22 protein-coding genes are annotated in these 22574 nt (G+C 52.0%); 21 read left to right on the top strand and 1 reads right to left on the bottom strand.

Annotation, left to right across the window (positions count from 1 at the left end):
* Positions 1 to 106 precede the first annotated feature (106 nt).
* The 19 genes from fliM to AZF00_RS10605 all read left to right on the top strand — a co-directional run bounded on the left by fliM (position 107) and on the right by AZF00_RS10605 (position 19012).
* The gene (fliM, locus tag AZF00_RS10695; protein WP_008249572.1) at positions 107 to 1063 is read left to right on the top strand and encodes a flagellar motor switch protein FliM; all 957 of its coding nucleotides are present in this window, start codon (positions 107 to 109) and stop codon (positions 1061 to 1063) included.
* 33 nt (positions 1064 to 1096) lie between these two features.
* Positions 1097 to 1528 (top strand): flagellar motor switch protein FliN, encoded by a 432-nt coding sequence (gene fliN / locus AZF00_RS19605; protein WP_008249573.1) that lies wholly within the window; start codon positions 1097 to 1099, stop codon positions 1526 to 1528.
* Between the two features lie 15 nt (positions 1529 to 1543).
* Positions 1544 to 2101 (top strand): hypothetical protein, encoded by a 558-nt coding sequence (locus tag AZF00_RS10685; RefSeq protein WP_008249574.1) that lies wholly within the window; start codon positions 1544 to 1546, stop codon positions 2099 to 2101.
* Positions 2098 to 2946: a MinD/ParA family ATP-binding protein gene (locus AZF00_RS10680; protein ID WP_008249575.1), complete on the top strand. Its 849-nt coding sequence runs from the start codon at positions 2098 to 2100 to the stop codon at positions 2944 to 2946. Before AZF00_RS10685 ends, AZF00_RS10680 begins: the two co-directional genes overlap by 4 nt.
* Positions 2947 to 3025: 79 nt before the next feature.
* Complete coding sequence (locus tag AZF00_RS10675) at positions 3026 to 3400, top strand: response regulator (RefSeq protein ID WP_008249576.1); 375 nt, start codon at positions 3026 to 3028, stop codon at positions 3398 to 3400.
* Between the two features lie 128 nt (positions 3401 to 3528).
* Entirely contained in the window at positions 3529 to 4398 is an 870-nt protein-coding gene (locus AZF00_RS10670; RefSeq protein ID WP_040803130.1) for an Hpt domain-containing protein, read from the top strand.
* 158 nt (positions 4399 to 4556) lie between these two features.
* Positions 4557 to 5186: a cytochrome c biogenesis heme-transporting ATPase CcmA gene (gene ccmA / locus AZF00_RS10665; RefSeq protein WP_062384866.1), complete on the top strand. Its 630-nt coding sequence runs from the start codon at positions 4557 to 4559 to the stop codon at positions 5184 to 5186.
* Positions 5186 to 5863 carry a heme exporter protein CcmB gene (gene ccmB / locus AZF00_RS10660; protein ID WP_008249579.1) on the top strand — a complete coding sequence of 226 codons (678 nt, stop codon included), beginning with the start codon at positions 5186 to 5188 and terminating at the stop codon, positions 5861 to 5863. Before ccmA ends, ccmB begins: the two co-directional genes overlap by 1 nt.
* 87 nt (positions 5864 to 5950) lie before the next feature.
* Complete coding sequence (locus AZF00_RS10655) at positions 5951 to 6718, top strand: heme ABC transporter permease (protein ID WP_062384863.1); 768 nt, start codon at positions 5951 to 5953, stop codon at positions 6716 to 6718.
* Positions 6708 to 6908, top strand: coding sequence for a heme exporter protein CcmD (ccmD, locus tag AZF00_RS10650; RefSeq protein WP_008249582.1), 201 nt, complete (start codon positions 6708 to 6710; stop codon positions 6906 to 6908). The genes AZF00_RS10655 and ccmD overlap by 11 nt, the downstream gene beginning before the upstream one ends.
* A gap of 12 nt (positions 6909 to 6920) precedes the next feature.
* Positions 6921 to 7382, top strand: coding sequence for a cytochrome c maturation protein CcmE (gene ccmE / locus AZF00_RS10645; RefSeq protein WP_040803497.1), 462 nt, complete (start codon positions 6921 to 6923; stop codon positions 7380 to 7382).
* On the top strand, positions 7379 to 9355 hold the full coding sequence (locus AZF00_RS10640; protein ID WP_062383767.1) for a heme lyase CcmF/NrfE family subunit: 1977 nt from the start codon (positions 7379 to 7381) through the stop codon (positions 9353 to 9355). Before ccmE ends, AZF00_RS10640 begins: the two co-directional genes overlap by 4 nt.
* Entirely contained in the window at positions 9342 to 9905 is a 564-nt protein-coding gene (locus tag AZF00_RS10635; protein WP_008249585.1) for a DsbE family thiol:disulfide interchange protein, read from the top strand. Before AZF00_RS10640 ends, AZF00_RS10635 begins: the two co-directional genes overlap by 14 nt.
* Positions 9902 to 10393: a cytochrome c-type biogenesis protein gene (locus AZF00_RS10630; protein ID WP_008249586.1), complete on the top strand. Its 492-nt coding sequence runs from the start codon at positions 9902 to 9904 to the stop codon at positions 10391 to 10393. Before AZF00_RS10635 ends, AZF00_RS10630 begins: the two co-directional genes overlap by 4 nt.
* Positions 10390 to 11607 carry a c-type cytochrome biogenesis protein CcmI gene (gene ccmI, locus AZF00_RS10625; RefSeq protein ID WP_008249592.1) on the top strand — a complete coding sequence of 406 codons (1218 nt, stop codon included), beginning with the start codon at positions 10390 to 10392 and terminating at the stop codon, positions 11605 to 11607. The genes AZF00_RS10630 and ccmI overlap by 4 nt, the downstream gene beginning before the upstream one ends.
* 144 nt (positions 11608 to 11751) lie before the next feature.
* Positions 11752 to 15252 (top strand): chromosome segregation protein SMC, encoded by a 3501-nt coding sequence (gene smc / locus AZF00_RS10620; RefSeq protein ID WP_062383764.1) that lies wholly within the window; start codon positions 11752 to 11754, stop codon positions 15250 to 15252.
* A 144-nt stretch (positions 15253 to 15396) separates the two neighbouring features.
* Positions 15397 to 16341, top strand: a complete 945-nt coding sequence (gene zipA / locus AZF00_RS10615; protein WP_008249603.1) for a cell division protein ZipA — start codon at positions 15397 to 15399, stop codon at positions 16339 to 16341.
* Between the two features lie 41 nt (positions 16342 to 16382).
* Entirely contained in the window at positions 16383 to 18410 is a 2028-nt protein-coding gene (gene ligA, locus AZF00_RS10610) for an NAD-dependent DNA ligase LigA (protein ID WP_008249611.1), read from the top strand.
* Positions 18407 to 19012 carry a transglycosylase SLT domain-containing protein gene (locus tag AZF00_RS10605; RefSeq protein ID WP_008249614.1) on the top strand — a complete coding sequence of 202 codons (606 nt, stop codon included), beginning with the start codon at positions 18407 to 18409 and terminating at the stop codon, positions 19010 to 19012. The genes ligA and AZF00_RS10605 overlap by 4 nt, the downstream gene beginning before the upstream one ends.
* Before the next feature lie 4 nt (positions 19013 to 19016).
* Here the strand turns inward: AZF00_RS10605 and gloA are convergent, their stop codons facing one another.
* Positions 19017 to 19457 carry a lactoylglutathione lyase gene (gene gloA, locus AZF00_RS10600; RefSeq protein WP_008249617.1) on the bottom strand — a complete coding sequence of 147 codons (441 nt, stop codon included), beginning with the start codon at positions 19455 to 19457 and terminating at the stop codon, positions 19017 to 19019.
* Positions 19458 to 19536: 79 nt separating this feature from the next.
* On the opposite strand from gloA, the gene AZF00_RS10595 reads away from it, so the two are divergent.
* Positions 19537 to 20010 (top strand): flavodoxin family protein, encoded by a 474-nt coding sequence (locus AZF00_RS10595; RefSeq protein ID WP_008249619.1) that lies wholly within the window; start codon positions 19537 to 19539, stop codon positions 20008 to 20010.
* Between the two features lie 205 nt (positions 20011 to 20215).
* Entirely contained in the window at positions 20216 to 22573 is a 2358-nt protein-coding gene (locus AZF00_RS10590; RefSeq protein WP_008249621.1) for a TonB-dependent receptor, read from the top strand.
* Position 22574 lies beyond the last annotated feature (1 nt).

The following is a 22574-nucleotide window of genomic DNA, read 5'->3' as shown; positions in this document are numbered from 1 at the left end:
GTAATGACTTTTCTAAGTGATTGATTTTATATAAAAATAATTGGCTCGTCCCTTGCATTCATTGGTGTTGATGATTCATGTTCAGCGCTAACGGTTGTGTTTTTATATGGTTAAAGACTTGCTATCGCAGGCAGAGATTGATGCCCTGCTGGCCAATGTGCAGGCCCAAGATGTTCGCGCAGAAGATGCTGCGACGCCACCGCGGTCGTTTGATTTGGCCAGTCGACGGCAGCCGAAAAAGCGCCGCTTGCCCGGTCTGGAGCAGCTTAATAAACGGTTTGCGGAGCGCTTTCGCGACAGTATTTCTGATGTTTTGGGTCAAGGGGTGGATGTTGTCGCCCTCGATCTGCAATTTCTACCGTACAGCGAGTATTTGCATTCGCTCTATGTGCCGACCAGTTTAAACTTGATGCGTGTCCACCCGCTGAAAGGGGCGGCAATGTTGGTGTTTGACGCGCGCTTAGTCTTTAGATTGGTTGATATATTTTTTGGTGGCAGCGGTGGCCAGGGCAGCGCCGATGGTCGCGACTTTAGTCCGGTTGAGCGCCGAGTGCTTGCGCGTTTGGTGCGGCGTGCGCTCGGCGATTACCAGCAGGCTTGGGCTTTGTTCAAAGACGTGCAGTGCGAAGGGCTTGCCATGGAAGTGAATCCCGCTATGGCGGCCATTGCCGGGCAGTCCGAAACCGTGGTTTTGTGTCGGTTTCAAATTGAACTCGAAGGCGGCGGTGGCGGTGAATTTCATATTACATTGCCGCAATTAATGCTGGAGCCGGTACGAGATCAGCTGAGTAAGAAAGAAAGTGCTGACCAAGCGGTAGAAGACCCCTATTGGCAAGCCGCTCTGCGTGACTCCTTGCTGGATTTACGCGTTGCCACTCGATGTACGATTGCGGAGCCGATATTGAGTTTACGAGAAGTGGCAAGCATGAAAGTGGGCGATATTATTCCACTGGGCGCTGGTCAACGTTCAGTATTAAAGGCCAGTGGCGTTGAAATGGCCACGGCAAGCTTGGGCGTGGCTAATGGCCAACTAGCCCTCAAAATTATTGACCGAAGGGCGTAGTTAAAATGATAAACCTGCTTAGAGATATTGCTCGTGGATAATCAAGATGAGCTGCGCAGGCAGCGCCGGGCCCTCAAAGAAGAGATTGAAGCCGCCGATCGGGGCGGGGCGGGCGCGTCGGGTAATGATCAAGCCCGCGAGGGGTTTCAGACGACCAGCGCGTTTCAACATGCGGGAGCGCGGCTGCAAGACCGCAAGCCAGCTGCTCCAGATCTGGAAATGGTGCTCGATATTCCGGTGCGCATTACCCTCGAAGTGGGCGGCGCGGATATGCCAATCCGAGAGTTATTACAGTTGCATCAGGGTGCTATTGTAGAGTTGGATCGCCAGGCGGGTGAGCCGCTCGATGTTCTGGTTAACGGTACCTTGGTCGCCAGAGGGGAAGTTGTGGTGGTAGAAGATAAGCTTGGCATACGATTGACAGAAGTCGTTAGCCCCGCTGAACGCTTACAATCTTTGCGATGAGATCAGGACGATTTAATGAAGCACCGCCTCATATTCTTAAGTAAAACCCCGGCCAAACTTAGGGAAGTTGCCGATATGCTGGATCAGCCTCATTTGTCTGGCTGGCGTTGGTGTGTGGTCAGTAAGCACGTCGCCGATGTGCAGCGTATGGGCGTGCCAGTGGCCTCCGAACTGCTACTCAGCAATCTTTATGGTCGAGCTTGGCGTGGTGGATTCTGGGGGTTTCTGCTTGGCTGTCTATTGGTAATGATCTTTGTGTCCGCCTTTAATTTGAACGACGGTTTAGCGCGCGAAATACTTTTTTATTCGCTACCGCTGAGCTTTTTGTGTTTTGGCGCGTGGGAAGGTGGCTTTGTTGGCTTGACCGAAAACAATCCAGATTTGGCACATTTTCAGTCCTATGTTGATTCAGGCCGCCTCGTGCTTTTAGTTGATGTGCACAGTGTTGATCTGCGTTTGCTTAAAAAGATTATGGCAATGTGTAATGTAGAGCAAATTGGTGATTATTCTCGGCGTCTGCCCGGTATGCCTTGGCGCGAGCATAGTATTAGCGCTGCGCAGGTGAACGGGTGAATTCCCGGCCGGTGCAGGTGATTGCCGTCAGTGGCGGCAAGGGCGGGGTAGGTAAAACCAATGTCGCTATTAATCTCAGTGTCGCGCTCGCTGAGGCGGGTAAGCGAGTGGTAATACTTGATGCCGACTTTGGTTTGGCGAATATCGACGTATTGTTGGGTTTGCGTAGTACCAAAACCATCGAGGATGTTCTCGATGGGCGCTGCTCGCTGCAAGAGGTAATGTTAACGGGGCCGGCGGGCATTAAAATTATTCCTGCTTCGTCCGGCACACGGCGTTTAACCATGCTGTCTAGCCTTGAACATGTGGGCTTGATTCGGGCGTTCAGCGAGATCGCCGAGCAGCTGGATGTTTTAATTGTTGATACTGCGGCGGGGATTTCTGACTCGGTGGTAAATTTTGTCAGCGCAGCCCACGAGGTGTTATTGGTGGTCTGTAATGAGCCGAGCTCGATAACTGACGCTTACGCCATGATTAAATTATTAAATAGGGATTTTGGTCGCAGCCGATTTCGGATACTGGCTAATATGGTGGCAGACGAAGCGGAGGGGCGGCAGGTCTTTGAGACTTTAAATAACGTGTGTCAGCAGTTTATTGAGGTCGCTTTGATTTACACGGGTGCAATTCCTTTTGATCAGCACTTACGCGATGCGGTGCGCCAGCGCCATCCGGTGATATTACATGCGCCAAGCAGCGTTTCAGCCAGAGCTTTGCGTGACGTTAGCAAAAAGATACAAATGTGGCCCTTGCCTAGCCGCATGGAGGGGCGCTTATTGTTTTTTATTGAACAATTAACGGCGGTGGACTCTCAGCGACGGGGCATTGGGGAGCGTCGCGATGGGTGATAATTCCTCGCCGAATCCCTTTGAGCACAACCAGGAGAGCAGTGATCCGGTGTCGTCGGCCTCGGGCCTGCGTAGCGAGATGCGTATTTTGGTCGTTGAGGATTTTTCGACAATGCGACGGATAATTCGCAATCTCCTTGGCGACTTGGGATATCGCTACATTAGTGAGGCAGACGACGGCTTAGCGGCACTGCCTATGCTGCATAATCAGCATTTTGATTTTGTTATTACCGATTTGTTAATGCCGCATATGTCGGGTCTTGAGTTGTTGCGGGCTATTCGTGCTGATCGCCGACTTCGCCATATTCCAGTGTTAATGATTACCGCAGATGCTCACCGCGAGCAAATTATTGAAGCCGCTGAAGCGGGTGTGAACGGGTATATTGTCAAACCCTTCACTGCGGCAATGCTGGAAAGCAAAATAATGCGCATTTTTGCTAGAGTTGACGGTTAATGACGCTATGCAGTGGGCAAGTTGCTGGATTGTGATCGGTCTTACAGTAGCCAGAGAATAATTTGGTCATAATCATAATATGTGTGCTTGCTGCGCTTGTTGAACCGTGAGATTTAATTGGATTATGCGTGAATAAAACTGAACACGAAGGGATTATGGCGATTTTTTTGGCGGAAGCCGAAGAAATTGTCCAGCGCCTATCTGAACAGTTGGCCGAGCTGCAATATGGCTACGACGGTCAGCGTATCCTCGATGATATTCATCGTGGTTTTCACACCCTTTATGGCGGCGCTGCTGTGTTGGGCTTGGCTGAATTGGTGGAGTGCGCGCAACTTTCTGAACGACTCATGGAGCGCTTGCGTACACGGCGAATGGCCTTGAGTCCGGCCGCGGTGTCGCTGATTTTAAGCGCAGTGGAAAGTGTTCAGGTAATGCTTGCCCGCCGTATAAATCATCAGGAGCCTGAAACGCTAAGCCGGGAGTTAAAACAGCGTCTGGTTCAAGCGGCAGATGGCAGCGATAAATCGGCGAATACCATTGTGTCACCACACACCGACAGCGACCCCATGGGCTTGTTTTTCGATGGTCGCCTAACATCACGTAAACCTAGCACTCCCTTGAATCTAAGTTCCGGTGGCATCTTGCCGTCGGTTGCTGCAAATCAAATAACTGATGATGAATTTGAAAACTTACTCGATAGCCTCTACGGCAAAGGTAGGGGGCCAACGTCGCGCAAAGTTGCTGTCCGAGGCGGTGAAGCTGGCGGAGCTAGTGCTACCGAGACAATGGTCAGGCCGCAAGCAGCTTTGGTTACTGACGTGACGACGGGCGACAGCGGTATAGGCCATTTGGTTCAAGAGTTGAGCTGGGTGCGCAATCGCTTAATCCGCTTTCAGGGGCTTGAACAAAAGACAGAGCTAGATAAGGCGCTAGCTTATCTGGACTTAGTCACCCGGGATATGGAAGCCTGGCTGCAGAGCCGGGCGAAGCGCCGGTAGCGCGGTGTGCATTACCAGTGTCAGTTTTGCGGCCAAGCAATAGATTTACTCGACGACAATCCTGTTTAGGGACTAAATTCCACTCTGCTTCGTATATACTTGCAGCGTTTTGACAGATGCTGAGGCCTGCGTGATGCTGGTCTGCTACGGGAGTGATTTTGGCACAAACAGGGCTGGAGGTAAGGCAACTCTACAGTGAGCGCGATGATCGCGTGCTGTTTGCTGATCTGTGTTTTACGCTAAATGCCGGAGATGTGCTGCAAATTGCCGGTCCTAATGGCAGTGGCAAGACCAGTCTGCTGCGAATTTTGGCGGGTTTATCCAGTCGCTACCAAGGCGATATCCTTTGGCACAACCACTCTTTGGAACAGCAGCGCGCTGACTATCTCCAGCAATTGCTGTATATCGGTCATGGCGCTGGTATCAAAGCGGCATTAAGTCCACTGGAAAACCTGCGGTGGTCTTGCGCCTTGCGTGGTCTACCTGCAGACGACAATCCTATCCTCTCGGCCCTGGCCAAAGTAGGTTTGCGGGGCTTTGAAGAGCAAGCCTGTTACAGCTTGTCTGCAGGGCAGCAGCGCCGCGTTAATCTCGCTAGATTATTTTGTATTCCGGCCCAGCTGTGGATTTTAGACGAACCCTTTACCGCTATTGATCAAGGCGGTGTCGCTGAAATTGAACAATGGATTAGCGAATTTGCCAATGCCGGTGGCGCGGTCTTGTTAACCACGCATCATCGACTCGCGATTAACCGCCCCCTCCGCATTATTGAATTGGGGGAGCATTAATGACGTTATTTAGCTTGGCGTTGGCCGTATTGCGTAGGGATTTGCTCGCCGCTGCGCGCCGGGGCAGTGAATGGTCAAATCCCCTCGTGTTTTTTGTCATGGTCTGTGCGCTGTTTCCGCTCGGGATTGGGCCTGAACCCCAGCGATTGGCGGAGTTGGCGCCCGGAATATTGTGGGTGGTGGCTTTATTAGCGTCCTTACTCGCCAGCGATACGGTATTTCGCAGTGATTACGACGACGCTACCCTCGAGCAAATGCTGCTTAGCCACCAAGCCTTATATCCGCAAGTGATCGCTAAAACCTTGGCGCACTGGTTGTTAAGCGGTTTGCCTCTTAGTCTACTTTCACCTTTATTAGGTGTTTTGCTGCATTTACCGACGGCGGGGATGCTGGCTTTGATGGCGAGCTTGGCGCTTGGTAGCGCCGTATTAAGCTTTATTGGTGCTATTGGCGCGGCGTTAACCGTAGGCTTGCGAAAGGGCGGCTTATTGTTGTCACTGATCATCTTACCCCTGTATATTCCCGTGCTGATCTTTGGCAGTAGTGCCGTTAAAACGGCGGTCGACGGCGGCCCATTTCTACCGCAACTGGCGATGCTGGGCGTGTTTTTTCTGGTTGCCTTGGCGCTGGCACCGCTGGCGATAGCGGGCGCTTTGCGAATTAGTGTGGATCAGTAGTGGTGCGGGGTATCTGGTATACTTCGGCGCGGTAATTATTTGCCAGAGCGGCATTAGGCTTTAGTAAAAGAGAGAAGAGTTTTGTCTATTTGGACTACGTTTCATAAATGGGGCTCGCCGCGCTGGTTTTATCAGTTCAGTGGCCGCTTGCTGCCGTGGCTGGGGGGCTTGTCGCTATTGCTGCTCATTGGTGGCGCGGTGTGGGGCTTAGCGCTGGTGCCGCCCGACTATAAACAGGGCAATAGTTTTCGTATTATTTATGTGCATGTACCTGCGTCGGCGGTGGCCATGGGCGCGTATATGACCATGGCCATAGCTGGCGCGATTCACTTGATTTGGCGAATGAAGTTGGCGGCAATGGTCATGAAAGCGATTGCGCCGATCGGTGCCTCGCTTACATTTCTTGCGCTGTTGACCGGCGCCGTGTGGGGTAAGCCAACCTGGGGTACCTGGTGGGTATGGGATGCTCGTATCACCTCAGTGTTGATTTTGTTCTTTTTGTATCTTGGGGTTATTGCCCTGCATCAAGCCTTTGAAAATCGCGAAGCAGCGGCCAAGGCCTGTGCGGTACTGGTGATCGTGGGCGCAGTTAATATCCCCATTATTTATTGGTCTGTGGAATGGTGGTACAGCCTGCATCAGCCAGCCAGTATTCGTTTTATCGGTGAATCCTCTATTCATCCCAGTATGCTGAGGCCCTTGATGGCGACCATGGCGGGCATGTATTTGTTTTTCGCCTGGGCAATGTTGTTGTTTACTCGCAATGAAATTCTTGATCGTGAGCGCAATACCCGCTGGGTCCAAGACATTGTCTGCGGTGATGACAAAAACGCGGAGAGTAACAGTGTACTTTGATTCGATTGGTGAGTTGTTCGCAATGGATGGCCACGGCCCTTATGTGTGGTTCTGTTACGGTATAACAGCACTGGTGTTGTGCGTTATTTTATTTGAAGCCCGTCGTCGCCGTCTTGGTGCTGAGCAGCGGGTGCGTGGGGTGGTTCGCCGCAAACAAGCAAGCGCTAATAAAGTGAAAGGCAAAGAGTAAAGAATTATGGCTATGCATCCCCAGCGCAAACAGCGCTTAATGATTGTTGTTTTTATTTTGTGTGTAGCGTCCTTGGCCGCTGGCTTGTTGGGTTACGCCTTAAAGGAAAATATTAATTTGTTTTATCCCCCCGCCGAAATTGTGTCGGGTAAGGCGCCAGTAGGTAAAGCGATTCGCGCCGGTGGAATGGTGCAAGAGGGTAGCGTGCAGCGCGCTACTGACAGTTTGAAAATACGTTTTGTGGTGACTGATTACAGCGCGGTTGTCACCGTTGAGTACGAAGGCATTTTGCCGGATTTGTTTGCGGAAGGAGAGGGCGTGGTCGTTTCGGGTAAGCTTGCCGAGGACGGTGTTTTTTACGCGAGCGAGGTGTTGGCAAAACACGACGAAACTTATATGCCTCCGGAAGTTAGTGATGCCTTAACTAAATCAGCCGCCAAGCGTGCTGAGCTAGAAGAGAAGGGTTCCCTGTGATTGTAGAACTTGGCCACTTCGCCTTAATTCTTGGTTTTTGCTTCGCCTTAGTCCTAGCGGTTTTGCCCTTGTGGGGTGTGCAGCGTGGCGACCAAATGGCGATGGCCGCGGCGCGCTATTTGAGTTTTGCGCAGTTTTTATTTACCACTATTGCCACTGCTTGTCTTGTCTATGCATTTATGACCGACGATTTTTCTGTCGATATTGTGGCGGCACAGTCCAACTCACTGCTCCCCAATGCCTATAAATTCAGCGCTATGTGGGGCGGCCATGAAGGTTCCCTCTTGCTATGGTTAGAAATATTGACCTTGTGGACGGTCGCCGTTGCCATTTTTTCTCGGCAATTGCCCCGCGATATTCTCGCCCGAGTATTGGCCGTCATGGGCATGATCGCGGTAGGCTTTTTTAGTTTTTCGCTGTTTACCTCAAATCCCTTTGCGCGGCATTTGCTAAACGTGCCAAGCGATGGTCAGGACTTAAACCCGCTATTGCAAGATCCCGGCATGGTGATTCATCCGCCAATGCTCTATATCGGTTATGTTGGCTTTTCTGTGGCCTTCGCCTTTGCCATTGCTGCGCTGCTCAGTGGTCGCATGGACGCCAGTTGGGCGCGTTGGTCTCGGCCCTGGACCAATACGGCGTGGTTGTTTTTAACCGTCGGCATTGCGCTGGGTAGTTGGTGGGCCTACTACGAGCTGGGCTGGGGCGGTTGGTGGTTTTGGGACCCGGTAGAAAACGCCTCATTTATGCCGTGGTTGGTCGGCACCGCGTTAATTCACTCCTTAGCGGTGACAGAGAAACGTGGTGTCTTTAAAAGCTGGACTTTATTACTGGCGATATTTGCGTTCTCGTTGAGTTTGCTAGGTACATTTTTGGTGCGCTCCGGGGTTCTCACCTCGGTGCACGCTTTTGCAGCGGACCCAACTCGCGGCATGTTTATACTGGCATTTTTGTTTTTGGTAGTGGGTGGCTCCTTGACCCTGTATGCCTTTAAAGCACCGGCAGCAAAGACAGCGCCGAGCTTTGGCTGGCTGTCTCGAGAAGCGCTGTTGCTGGCCAATAATATTGTGCTGGTGGTTGCCGCCATGACGGTGCTGCTCGGCACCTTGTTTCCGCTTATTATGGATTTCGCCGGTCTAGGCAAATACTCCGTGGGGCCGCCGTATTTTAATGCGATTTTTGTCCCGCTAATGTGTTTATTGGCCTTGCTTGTTGGTATTGGGCCTTCTTCGCAGTGGAAGCGCACTGGGGCTCAGCGTTGGTGGCGCGCATTACTTGGTGCGTTTATCGCCAGTGCTGTTATCGCGTTAATCCTCCCTAATGCCTTCGCTGATGAATTCCAGCTTGGCGCTACCGTGGGTGTGTTACTTGCATCATGGATAGTGCTCAGCAGTGCGGTAAATTTGCGCAGCAAAACCCGCAATGCAGCATCGCTGTTCTCGGGGCTGCGCCGCTTGACGCCGTCGTATTATGGCATGTTGCTCGCGCATATCGGTTTTGCTGCCAGCGTGCTTGGCGTGGCGATGGTCACCAGTTTTAATGATGAGCGCGATATTCGGATGGAAGTCGGCGATCGCATGGATGACGTGTCTGGCTACGAGGTTCGTTTTGACGGCGTACAATCGATTACCGGCCCAAATTACCAGGGCCAGCGCGGCAGCTTTACGCTGTGGCAAGCGGGCGACTTTGTTGCCGACCTGCACCCAGAAAAGCGTCGCTACCATGCGCGCAGCGGTCAGGTGATGACTGAGGCCGCCATTGACGCCAGTTTGCTGCGTGATGTCTATATCGCGCTGGGCGAGCCGGTGGGTGAAAATGCCTGGGCGGTGCGTATCCACGTAAAGCCCTTCATCCGTTTTATTTGGCTGGGCGCAATCTTGATGGCGCTAGGGGCCTTGTTGGCAATTTGTGATAAGCGCTACCGAAGCGCTTCACCGCGCGTTCAAAAAGGGGAAAACCATGCAAAGGCTTAAACTCTTTATTCCCCTGTTGGTGTTTGTTGCGCTAGCGGCAATGTTTTTTGGTGTTGAACGCCGCGTGCAGCGCGGTGAATACGCGCCGACCGATTTGCCGTCGGCATTGGTCAATCGACCGTTGCCCGCGTTTTCCCTACCTGCGTTGGAGGACGGTCGAACTCTCACCAACAGCGATATTCAAGGTGAGTGGTTTTTACTGAATGTGTGGGCGACGTGGTGCCCTACTTGTCACTATGAGCATCCATTCCTCGTTGCGCTTGCCGATCAGGGTGTCAAAATTGTCAGCGTCGATTACAAAGATAACGCCGAGGCGGCGCAGCGTTGGCTGGCAGAGAAGGGCAATCCGTATGTGGCGACGCTCTTTGATGAGGCCGGTGATTTTGGTTTGGATCTCGGTGTTACCGGCGCGCCAGAAACCTATTTGGTAGACGCGGCGGGCATCGTTCGCTTTCGCTATCAGGGTGCGCTAGATCAAGCTATATGGGGTCGCGAGTTTGCCCCACTTATTGCAGGCTTGGCGGCGCCGTCGGCGGAGCTTAAGCAATGAGGAGTTTACTCTTGGCAGGCTGGCTCATTTTGCTGAGCTTTAGTGCGCATGGGGTCATTGAAACGTATCAATTTGACACTGATGTGCAGCGCGCTCGTTACCACCATTTTATTGAGGAGTTGCGCTGCCCAAAATGCCAGAATCAAAATTTATCGGGTTCAGACTCGGCTATTTCCAAAGACTTACGTCGTCAGATTCATCAGATGATTATGGACGATAAATCTGATATTGAAATCACCCAGTATATGGTGGCACGTTACGGCGATTTTATCCTTTACCGGCCCCAGTTTAACGCCGCTACGGCAGTCTTGTGGTTGACGCCACTCGGTTTATTGTTGCTTGGTTTGTTTGTGTGGTGGCGCATGGCGGCGACGCGGGCTAAGCCTAAGTTATCAAGTGATGAGGCGCTGTCGGTAACAGAGCAACAGCAGCTAAAGGATTTGCTGGATGAGGAAAACTCGGCGAGCAAAGATGGGGACAATAAGTGATCGCGCTGTATTTAGGAATAGCATTGCTACTGGTGGTTGCCGCCTTTTTTGTGTTGCTGGCGATTCGCCGTCATGCACCTGCCGATGCCGATAATCAATTGCATCGCAGCGCCCAGCGTAGCTTTTATCGCCAGCGCCAAGCGGAATTAGCTGCCGACCGCGATGCTGGTTTGATCGAAGACAATCAATACCAAGAGCTTGTTCGTGAGCTGGATCGGCAGTTGGTGGTGGAGTCCGCTACCGAGGTGCCTAGCAAGCAGCGCGTGGGACAGCGTTCATTGATCGTAATATTGGCCATGGCACTGCCGCTGCTGGCGATACTGCTTTATGGTCAGTTAGGTTATCACTTAGATTTGCAGTTGCGGAGCTTGCAGCGCGAGATTGTTGAGCAAGGTATCGATGAGGCGCGGTGGCAGCGCTATCAAGACCTTGTTGCCGATATATTGGCACGTCGCCCAGAGAGTGGTGAACATTTGGTGATGATGGCGACCTTGTTTCGCCAGCAAGGCGATTTTGCCGGTGCACTGCCTTACTATCAGCGGCTTGAGGCTTTGTATCCGAATGATGCCGATGTGCTGGCGCAGTTGGCGCAGGCGCGTTATTTGCTTAATGGACGTCAAGTAGACGAGCAAACCCAAGCCTTGCTCAATAGGGCATTCGCGATTAACCCCCAGCAGGCAACGGCATTGGGAGTCTTGGGAATTGACGCCTTCGCGGCTGGGCGCTATAGCGAGGCATTAAAATATTGGCAGAGCTTGTTGCAGGTATTGCCGCCAAACTCTGCCGAAGCTGGGGTGATCGCCGGTGGTATTGCCGAGTCCAAACGTCTCGCCATGGCGGATGGTGAATTAGAGGGGCTGGCGGTGATCGTGACGGTGAATGCCGACTTGGGGCCGACACCTGCTGGGGTGTTGTTTGTGGTGGCTAAAAGTGCAGATGGCTCGCCCATGCCGGTGGCGGCAATGCGCTTGCCGCTTTCTGCTGCATCAGAGCAAAAATGGCCGGTAACAGTGTATTTGACCGACAGTGATGTTATTCGCCAAGGTAAGGTATTGGCCGATTTTCCTGAATTAGTGGTGTCCGCCCACATCAGTTTAGCGGGCACCGCCATTCGGCGTGCTGGCGACTGGCTCGCCGAGCCGGTAAGCCTTAAGGCCGACGCGGAGGCGAGCGCGATCGCCTTGACGATCAACGCAATACAGGCCGCCAAGTAGAAATTCCCGCAAAGTCGGAATTTCTACTGTTAGTCCTCGCTATGACCGCTATAATCGCGCTTTGCGCAAATTTATTCCGCGTTTGCCCCGAAAACGATAAAAACTCAGCGGCAGGCAAGGGCTTCATATTTTGGTTATTGGTTTATGCGTCTAAAAAGTATTAAGTTGGCTGGGTTTAAATCTTTTGTAGACCCCACAACGGTTCATTTTCCGACTAATTTGTCGGCCGTTGTCGGCCCAAATGGCTGTGGCAAATCAAATATCATCGACGCAGTGCGCTGGGTGATGGGCGAAAGCTCGGCTAAAAACCTCCGTGGCGAGTCTATGACGGACGTTATCTTTAACGGCTCGGTCAATCGCAAGCCGGTCGGCCAAGCTACTATCGAGTTGGTTTTTGATAACACCGATAAAAAATTGGGCGGCGAGTACGCAGCGTACAATGAAATAGCCATTCGCCGTAAAGTCACCCGCGAAGGACTGTCTGAGTATTATTTAAACGGCAGTAAATGCCGTCGCCGTGATATTACCGATATCTTCTTAGGCACGGGTTTAGGGCCACGCAGCTACGCCATTATTGAGCAGGGTATGATTTCGCGGCTTATTGAGTCTAAGCCGGAAGAATTGCGGGTGTTTATTGAAGAAGCCGCGGGTATTTCCAAATACAAAGAACGCCGCCGCGAAACCGAAAGCCGCATGCGTCGCACCCAAGAAAACCTCGAACGGCTTACCGACTTGCGCGATGAGCTAGAGCGCCAGCTGCAGCATTTGCAGCGTCAGGCGGCCTCGGCAGAAAAATACACTGAGTTCAAAAAAGAGGAGCGACTACTCAAGGCCCAAGTTCAGGTTTTGCAGTGGAAGACCCTTGATGAGCAAGCCAGTCTCAAAGAAAAAGATATAAACCAGCTAGAGCTCGACCGCGAAGCGATCGTGACTGAGCAGGTGGGCTTAAATACCGGTATTGAGCAGGCGCGAGATCAGCACAGCCAGTTAAACGACACCTTCAACGAAGTTCAGGGCCGGTTTTACAGCATCGGCGCTGAAATCGCGCGGGCCGAGCAAGCTATTCAGCATCAGCAAGAACGCCGTCGCCAGCTCGATGCAGATTTGCAGCAGGTCGCTGGCAACGTTGCCGAAACCACTCGCCATCTCAATAGCGACAAAGAAAAAATTGCGCTATGGGAAGAAGAAATAGCAGAAATAGAGCCAGAGCTGGAGCTTACCGAGGCCAGCGAAGAGGGCGCTAGTGAGGCGCTGGCAGCCGCAGAGGAGGCCATGCAGTCGTGGCAGCAGCGTTGGGATGAGTTTAACCACGCAGCGGCTGGGCCACGTCAGCGCGCCGAGGTTGAACAGTCGCGTATTCAGCATCTTGAATTGAGTTTGCAGCGCATACAGGAGCGGGTTGAAAAACTTGACCACGAGCGCAAAGGGCTGAGTCTTGCCGATGTTGACGAGGACATTGAGCTACTGCAGCAGGAAGTGGCTGAGAGTGAGCTGGAAGAAATGACGGCTCAAGAGCGCCACGCCGCGCTGTTGCCGCAAATCAGTGAATGTCGAGAGCGCATTAAGCAGGCGAATGATGAATTAGATCGCCGCCGCAGCGATTTGCAGGGTATGCGCGGTCGTATGGCCTCGCTGGAAGCGCTGCAGCAGGCGGCATTGGGGCAGGGCGACAAGGCGACCAGCCAGTGGTTGGCCAGTCACGGGCTCGATAAGCAAGCGCGGCTCGCCGAACAATTGCACGTTGACGAGCGGTGGCAGCAGGCGGTCGAAACAGTGTTGGCCGACCAGTTGCAGGCACTGTGTGTTGATTCGCTTGATGGCGTTGCCGAGTTATTGGCGGGATTCGCCGAGGGCAGTGTGGCCTTTGTTGAACCGCACAAAGCTGCGCAGGCTAGCTCTGGGGCCTCGCTGGCCGATAAAGTCACTGGCAATGCGGCGCTGTCCGGTATTTTGGCTACGGTTAAGCTCGCCGACGACCTTGGTTCGGCGCTGGCGATGCGCGGCAATTTAGCGGCTCACGAGTCGGTAATCACTCCCGAGGGCTTGTGGCTTGGGGGTAATTGGTTGCGGGTTAGTCGTGGTGATACTGCCCAGGGCGGGGTGCTGCAGCGCCAGCAAGATCTCCAAGACTTGCGCGAAGGCATAGCCAACAGCGAAGCCCGTATCGAGGCCATTGTTGCGGCGCTGGATACGGATCGCGAATTATTGAAGAAGCAGGAGCAAGATCGCGAGAATTTCAACCGCGATGTGCAGCAGTTCAATCGCAAATTAAGTGAGCTACGAGCCAAGTTAAGTGCCCAGCAGGCCAAAGTAGAGCAGCTGAGTGCTCGGCGCTTGCAGTTAGAAAATGACGGCAAGGAGCTGCGTAATCAATTTGCGATGGAGCAGGAGTCGGTTGCCGAGGCGCGGATGACGCTTCAAGAAGCGATTGAGGCAATGGAGCAAGACTCCGGTAAGCGCGAAGCCCTATTGGGCGAACGCGATAATAACCGCACCGTATTGGATGCCGCTCGTCAAACGGCGCGGCAATCCAAAGACCACTCCCATCAGTTGGCGATGCGTTATCAATCGCTGCGCACTCAACGTGACTCGGTGTTGCAGAACATTGGCCGCACCGAAGAACAGCTGGCGCAATTGCAGGAGCGCCGCGAGCAATTAGCGCTGACCTTAGAAGACAACGATGCGCCCATTGATGATTTAAAAATTGAGCTTGAGTCACGCTTAGAGCAGCGCCTTGCTGTCGAAGAGGAGTTGGCGCAAGCGCGCAGAGCCCTAGAAGTTGTTGATCATCAGCTGCGCGAAAACGAGCAAAAGCGCCATGGGATCGAGCAGCGCTTGCAAACAGTGCGCAGCCGCTTAGAGCAGGCGCGGGTCGATAATCAAGGTCTGCAAGTGCGCCGCAAGGGTTTGCAAGATCAGTTGCAGGAAGCGCAATTTAATTTGCAGTCGGTACTCGACAGCTTGCCAGAAAACGCTAACGAGGCGGAATGGCTGGAGTCGCTGGAGCAGGTCGGCAGGCGTATTGCCCGTCTGGGGCCAATCAATCTCGCGGCGATAGAAGAGTATAAGCAGCAGTCGGAGCGTAAAAACTACCTCGATGCGCAAAATGCAGATTTGGAGCAGGCGCTGGAAACCTTGGAGGCGGCTATTCGCCGTATCGACAAAGAAACCCGCAATCGTTTTAAAGAAACCTTCGACCGCGTTAATGCTGGCTTACAAGATCTGTTTCCCAAGGTTTTTGGCGGTGGTAGTGCCTCGCTGGAAATGACCGGGGATGACTTGCTCAACACCGGGATTTCGATCATGGCGCGGCCACCGGGTAAGCGTAATAGCACCATTCATTTGCTTTCAGGTGGTGAAAAAGCACTGACGGCAATCGCGCTCGTATTTTCGATTTTCCGCTTAAATCCTGCACCGTTTTGTATGCTGGACGAAGTTGATGCGCCACTCGATGATGCCAACGTTGGTCGCTATTCGCGGATGGTGAAAGAGATGTCCTCGGAAGTGCAATTTATTTATATTAGCCACAATAAAATTGCCATGGAAATGGCGCATCAACTCATGGGCGTGACCATGCACGAGCCCGGCGTTTCGCGCTTGGTTTCAGTTGATTTGGAAAAAGCAGCGGAAATGGCGGCAATGTAAGATAAGCTTGGATGCGATAGTGCCGCGTTAATTGCGAAAACATGGAAATTTAGCAAAACGCGTGGAACAATAGCGTCAGAATTTTATCCAAGGCCACAGTGAATTATTGGGGATGCGGTCGTAATGGCCAAAAAGGGCTAGATAATGGACCTCAGTGTCAGAGATTGGTTAATTATAATTGGCTCACTGCTCGCGCTGGCAGTATTGCTAGATGGCTATCGGCGGATGCACAAAGACCGCAGTGATACCATACGCTTAACGCCAAAGGCGCGCAGTGAAGTGGATGACGATTTGGTCAACCCGGAACTGCCCGGCGGCTCAGCACGTGTTATCGCGGTTCGCGAACAGCCAAGCTTGCATGTAAAACGGGCGCCGACGACGAGCACAGCGGCAGCGCGTAAAGAGCCGCCTGTAAGTGCGGCAGCAGATGACGACGATGATATTTTATTTCGCGACCCCGCCGAGGAATACGCGAGGAATGTTGTCGATGACGGCGACGATCTTCACGATGTAGATGCGGGTTGGCGTGGTGAGCTAGGTGATGACGAAGAATTAGTCCAGCCTGAGCGCAGCGAAGCCAAGCCGCTGGCGGCAAGTGCTGAGCGTCGGCCAGAGAAAGAAGCTGCATCGTTAAAGTCGGCGCAGGCAGCGCCGTCAGCGCATCAAGAGTTGATTGTGCTCAATGTCATGTCGCCGACGGGTAAGCCCTTTAAAGGCAATGATTTGTTGCAGATTTTGATGGCCTGTGATGTTCGCTACGGCAAAATGAATATTTTTCACCGCTATGAAAATGCCGATGGCAGTGGCCAAATTCAATTTAGCGTGGCAAATTTGGTAGAACCCGGCAATTTTGATTTGGATGAAATAGATGAGTTCAGCACTCCAGGTGTGGTCTTTTTTATGCATCTTCCCGGCCCGGCAGATAGCATGAAAGCCTATGAGGCAATGGTTGAAACTGCCCGCTGCCTGGTAAAAAATCTAGAAGGGGAGCTGCGCGATCAGACCCACAGTGTCGCAACCAAGCAGACTCTTGAACATTATAAACAGCGAATTCGCGATTTTGAGCGCCGTCAGCTTACCCTTATGTAAGGGTGGCTGATGCGCAGTCTACTATAACAACGGCGTCATGAATGGCTGAACCTTCTCTACGCGAGCGCCTAGAAATGCTTCGCGAACAACTTCATAGCTATAGCTACCACTATTACGTTCTCAATGAGTCGAGTATTCCAGATGCGGAGTACGACCGCTTATTTGCAGAGCTACAAGAAATAGAAGCCGCGCATCCAGAGTGGCATAGCCCAGACTCCCCAAGTCAACGAGTTGGCGCGGCGCCGTTGGCGGCGTTTAGTCAGGTGCGTCATGAAACGCCGATGCTTTCCCTTGATAATGTTTTTTCTGAGCAGGCGCTTTTAGATTTTGATCAGCGCATTAAATCTCGCTTAAACGACAGCGCTGAACTCCGCTATGCCTGTGAGCCAAAGTTAGATGGCATTGCCGCGAGCTTATTGTACGTTGACGGTGTTTTAGTCAGGGGGGCTACCCGTGGCGATGGTCGAGTGGGTGAAGATATTACCCAAAATGTTAAAACTATCGCATCCATCCCGTTGAAGTTGAGGGGCAGCGGTTGGCCAGACGAACTGGAAGTGCGGGGTGAAATTTATATGCCGCGGTCGGGCTTTGCGCGGATAAATGAATTAGCCCGCAATAGTGAGGGTAAAGTATTTGTTAATCCGCGCAACGCGGCTGCTGGGAGTTTACGGCAATTAGATAGTAAGATCACGGCAAGCCGTCCACTGGAAATGAGTTGCTATGGCATTGCGCAAGGCGACGGTGAAGCGTGGTTTCACAGTCACAGTGAGGGGCTCGCGCGACTTCGCGATTGGGGTTTTTTAGTAAGCCCAGAGTTGCGGGTGGTGGACTCCATTGATGGCTGTCTTGAATATTACCAAGATCTTCTCGCTCGCCGAGATAGCCTGGCCTATGACATTGACGGCATTGTTTTTAAAGTTGATTCCTTGGCCCTTCAAGACAAGCTGGGATTTGTGTCGCGGGCGCCACGCTGGGCTATTGCCCATAAATTTCCGGCCCAAGAAGAAATTACCCAGCTCCGCGATGTTGAGTTTCAAGTTGGGCGCACTGGTGCAGTCACGCCGGTCGCAAAATTAGAGCCGGTGTTTGTGGGTGGGGTAACCGTCAGTAATGCATCCTTGCATAATTTTGATGAGGTCGCCCGCCTCAATGTCATGATCGGCGACTATGTGGTGGTACGCCGCGCCGGTGATGTCATTCCGCAGATTGTGCAGGTGGTCGCCGAGCGCCGTCCCGCGGAGGCGCGCGCTATTGTCGCGCCGGTGCGATGCCCAGTTTGCGACAGCGCTTTGGAGCGGGCGCCGGGTGAGGCGGTCTTACGCTGTACCGGTGGCTTGGTGTGCGGGGCGCAGCGCAAAGAGGCAATCAAACATTTCGCCAGCCGTAAGGCCATGGATATTGAGGGCTTGGGCGATAAGCTCGTCGAGCAATTAGTTGACGCGGGCTTGATCGAAACCGTGGCAGATTTATTTGTGCTCACGCTTGATGCGCTTGCGGGGCTTGATCGTATGGGGCAAAAGTCTGCGGAAAATGTACTGGCTGCCCTGGAAAAATCGCGAACGACCACCTTGCCGCGATTTCTGTACTCGCTCGGCATTCGCGAAGTGGGTGAAGCTACCGCGCTGAACTTGGCAAATCACTTTGGCGAATTACCGGCGTTAATCGCCGCTAGCGAAGAAGAATTGCTTAGCGTTGCCGATGTCGGTCCAATAGTGGCGAGCCATATCCACGCGTTTCTCAGCAGCGACTATAATCGAGAGGTTATCAATTTATTGCTGGAGCGGGGGGTTCATTGGCCAGCACCGCGACAGGCGGGAGGTGAACAGCCCTTAGCGGGACAGACTTGGGTGCTGACCGGCAATCTAGAGTCGATGACGCGTGGTGACGCTAAAGAAAAACTACAGGCACTGGGCGCAAAAGTGGCGGGCAGTGTATCAGCAAAAACCGATTGTGTTGCCGCAGGTGCTAGCGCCGGCTCAAAGTTAGCTAAAGCCGAAGCGCTAGGGGTAAAAGTGATTAACGAACAAGAGTTACTGCAGTTTTTTACTGAACATGGCAGTAATGTATGAGGATGCTTTGGTTTGTCATACTGTTGTTGACGATTGGTGGTTGCACCACGTCGCCGCCGCGCAACCCCGGTGATATTTGCTCGATTTTTCGTGAAAAGGACGATTGGTACGGCGACGCGAAGTCGGCATCTAAAAAATGGAATTCACCCATTCCCGTTATGATGTCGATTATGTATCAAGAGTCGGCCTTTGTGGCCAAGGCTAAGCCACCAAAAAAGTACTGGCTGGGTTTTATTCCGGCAGGTCGTATGTCTGATGCCTACGGTTACGCTCAGGCCAAGGACTCAACCTGGGCATGGTATGTTGATAAATCTGGAAATTGGGGGGCAGATCGCGACGATTTTGCCGACGCTATCGATTTTATCGGTTGGTATAATAATGTCAGCAACCGCATGGTCGGTATTAGCCCCACCGACACCTACAGTCTCTATATGGCCTACCATGAGGGGCACGGCGGTTTTAAACGACGCAGCTACAATAGTAAGCCTTGGCTGAAGCGAGTTGCGAGCAAAGTCACTTCCCGCTCCCAGACCTACACTGCGCAATTGGCTCGCTGTGAAAAAGATTTGAAGAGCGGTGGCTGGTTTTTTGGGATTTTTTAAGTGCTCACCATTCGCCGCAATTTGCTAGCGATAGCCACGGTTCCTGGGGTGGCAGTGCGTCGCCGCGCTGTAATAATTCAATGGAGATGTTGTCCGGTGAGCGTACAAAAGCCATGTGGCCATCTCTTGGCGGGCGGTTTATGGTGACGCCGCCGTCCTGCAGGGTCTTGCAGCTTTCGTAGATATTATCGACGAGAAAAGCGAGGTGACCAAAATTGCGGCCACCTTGATAATCCTCTGGGTCCCAGTTATAAGTAAGCTCGATAGTCGGTGCCTGGGTTTTCTGCGCCGTTTCAAAATCATTAGGTGCCGCGAGAAATATGAGGCTGAAACGCCCTTTTTCATTATCGTAGCGGCGAACCTCTTTGAGGCCGAGTAGCTCACAATAAAAATGCAATGACGCGTCGAGATTTTTCACCCGAATCATTGTGTGTAAAAATTTCATGGCGTTATTTCCTTGGTTTTACATTGGCGTTTGTCGCGCTTTTTTCATTAATGCTTAGCTTGTATTTAAGGGATTGCTTGTGGCTGATGCCAGATCCAAACACCTGTTGATTGTATATCACAGCCAGTCGGGTAGGAATGAGCGCCTGGCTTATGCCGCCCATGACGCGGCCATAAGGGCAGAGCCTGAGCTTGAAACTCGGCTACTCCGCGCTGCCGAGGCTGGCACTCGCGACATCATGTGGTGCGACGGTCTTTTATTATTTATGCCGGAAAACTTTGGTGCGCTAGCCGGCGGAATGAAGGATTTTTTTGACCGAAGCTTTTACCCGGTACTGGCGCGGGAGCTTATCCGGCCATACGGCGTATTTATTTGCAGTGGCAACGACGGCAGCAATGCCTTGCGACAATGGCAGCGGATAGCAAAAGGTTATGCGTGGCGCAGTGTCACTGAAGCGATTATCTGCCACGGCGAGCCTAACGCGGAGGCCTTTCAGCAAGCTGAAGAATTGGGGGCGGGCTTTGCTGCTGGTCTCGCACTCGGTGTTTTTTAGCCAATTTCCTGCCGATATCCCTGATCTAAGCGCTACTACTATTCATAGCATGTCTTGTGCCATTCAGTGGCGCTTATAGGGGTTATTCACATTTTACATTACCGGATTCCCGACTAGACTGTGTATTAGCCCCTATATGTGCGCTGATGGTGCACCGCTAATGGAGCGGAAATAATTACAATAAATCTCTTTGGGAGAGACGTTGATGAAAAAGCACTCAAAATCAAACCGCCATTTAGTGCCTTTGGCCATTGCTGTGGGGCTTTGTACAAATACTGCAGTATTTGCCGCACCTGCACTCGAAGAAGTGCTGGTTACGGCCACCTTGCGTACCGAAAGTTTGCAAGACGTGCCGGTGTCGGTAAATGCAGTGTCTGGTGAAAAAATGGCTGAGGCGGGCATTGATAAAATAGAAGATCTTCAAGCCTATGTTCCCAATTTATCAATGTCTGAGACAGCTATAGGAACCAATATTTATATTCGCGGTATCGGCTCCGGTATTAACCCCGGTTTTGAGCAGTCGGTGGGAATGTATTTTGACGGCATATCCTATGGCCGTGGCCAGCTGACCCGCGCGCCGTTTCTCGATCTTGCCCGCGTTGAGGTCTTGCGCGGTCCGCAAAATATTCTTTATGGTAAGAACAGTATCGCCGGTGCACTGAGTTTGATATCTGCCCGTCCAGGGCAAGAAAATGAGGGCATGATCTCAGGCTTGTACGAACCAGATCATGGCGAAAAAGTCGTAGACTTTATGGTGTCAGGTCCGATCACCGACACCCTAGGTGGTCGTATTGCTTTACGTAAGCGCGAGATGGACGGCTATATCGAAAACATCACCTTGAATCGTGATGAGCCACAGCGCGATGAAAGTACCATTCGCGCCATTCTCGACTGGGACGCCACAGAGAATTTAACCGCAATGCTTAAGTTTGAGCTTGGTAAGTTTGATGTATTGGGTCGCCAGGTGGAGATAGTTGATGACCAAGTCACTACTTTTGCTGCTCCCTTCCCATTTGCGGGCTTAAAGTATTCGCAAATGTTAACTGCTTTGGGCGCGGGACCGTCAGTTTTGAATACAACTCAAGACTACAAGCGTTCATCAAACGGTGACTACAGTAATAACCGCACCAAGAACCTCACCTTAAATGTGGATTACGCCTTGGGTGAAAGCACCTTAACGTTTATTACCGGTTTGATGCATTATGAATTTGCTGAGCTGTGTGATTGCGATTTTACTGGCGCACCGGTCTTTAGCGTGCCCTTTGAAGAAGAGTATGACCAATACAGCCAGGAAGCGCGCTGGGTGTCGGCCGCAGGTGGGACCTTTGAACATATTGGCGGCGCGTACTACCAAAAAAGTAAGTTGGATTTTTATGATGAGATCCGCATCGACAGCTTGATTCTGCCGAATGTTGTAGGAAATGCATTAAGCTCGCCCGCTGCCGGGGCTTCGATTTCAAATACCACAACACCGCGAAACTTTACCAGCGATGCTGAATTGTGGTCGGTGTTCTGGCAAACCACTTGGAATGCCTCAGATCGTTTGCGCGCGACCTTGGGCTTACGGTATTCATACGAGGAGAAGGAGGGTACTCGAGACCTGACGGTAGCAGATCTTGATGGTAATGAGCGTCCGCTTGGCACAGTCGACGCTGTACTTGCCGGCGTCTTTAAGGTCGAGCGTCATGACTTAGAAGGCACTCAAAAAGGCGGTAATTTGGCGCCGTCATTAAATGTTCAATACGACGTCAATAACGACGTAATGGCTTATGCAACAGCGAGTATTGGTCATAAGTCGGGTGGTTTTGACGCGCGTTCAAACGCTTCGCCGGGCGGATCGATTGATGGTTCCTTTGAGTATGATGAAGAGAAAGCAACCAGCTTTGAAATTGGTGCTAAGACCAGCTTTATGGATGGTCGTGGCGAGCTAAATATTGCGGCTTTCTTTACTAAATATGATGATCTTCAGGTGAGCATTTTTGACGGAACCCTCGGCTTTAATGTGGGTAATGCTGGTGCCGCAGAGACTAAGGGTATCGAATTGGATGGTCGTTTTGCGCTGACCGATAATTTGATGATGGGCGCTGCTTTGGCCTTTTTGGACTTTGAATTCACCGATTTTGAAAAAGGTCAGTGCTACCAAGGACAAACACCAGATCAGATTACACCAACTGCGAGATATTGTGATTACAAAGGTAAGACCAACCAGTACGTAGCCGATTACTCCGGTAATGTTACCTTTACCTACACTCGCGAGTTCGGTGATGCCTTAGAGTTGCGCGCAGGTACAGACTTTGTCTTTACTGATGATTACAACTCTTCGCAAAACTTAGATCCTAGCCAAGAGCAAGATGGCTACGTGAAAGTGAATGCACGCCTAGCAATAGCAGACGTGAAATCAGGTTGGGAGCTTGCTTTAATCGGTAAGAACTTAACTGATGAAGACGTTATTTCTTACTCAAATGACGTGCCATTAGCGAACAGTAGTTTCGGTAGTATCGGTCACTACGCGTTCGTTGAGCGTCCCCGCAGCGTAGCGGTGCAGGCGAGTTATCGCTGGTAAA

The organism is Zhongshania aliphaticivorans (assembly GCF_001586255.1).
Lineage (GTDB): Bacteria > Pseudomonadota > Gammaproteobacteria > Pseudomonadales > Spongiibacteraceae > Spongiibacter > Spongiibacter aliphaticivorans.
The sequence above is the reverse complement of the archived record's forward strand: the minus strand, read 5'-3'. Positions and strand labels throughout refer to the sequence as shown.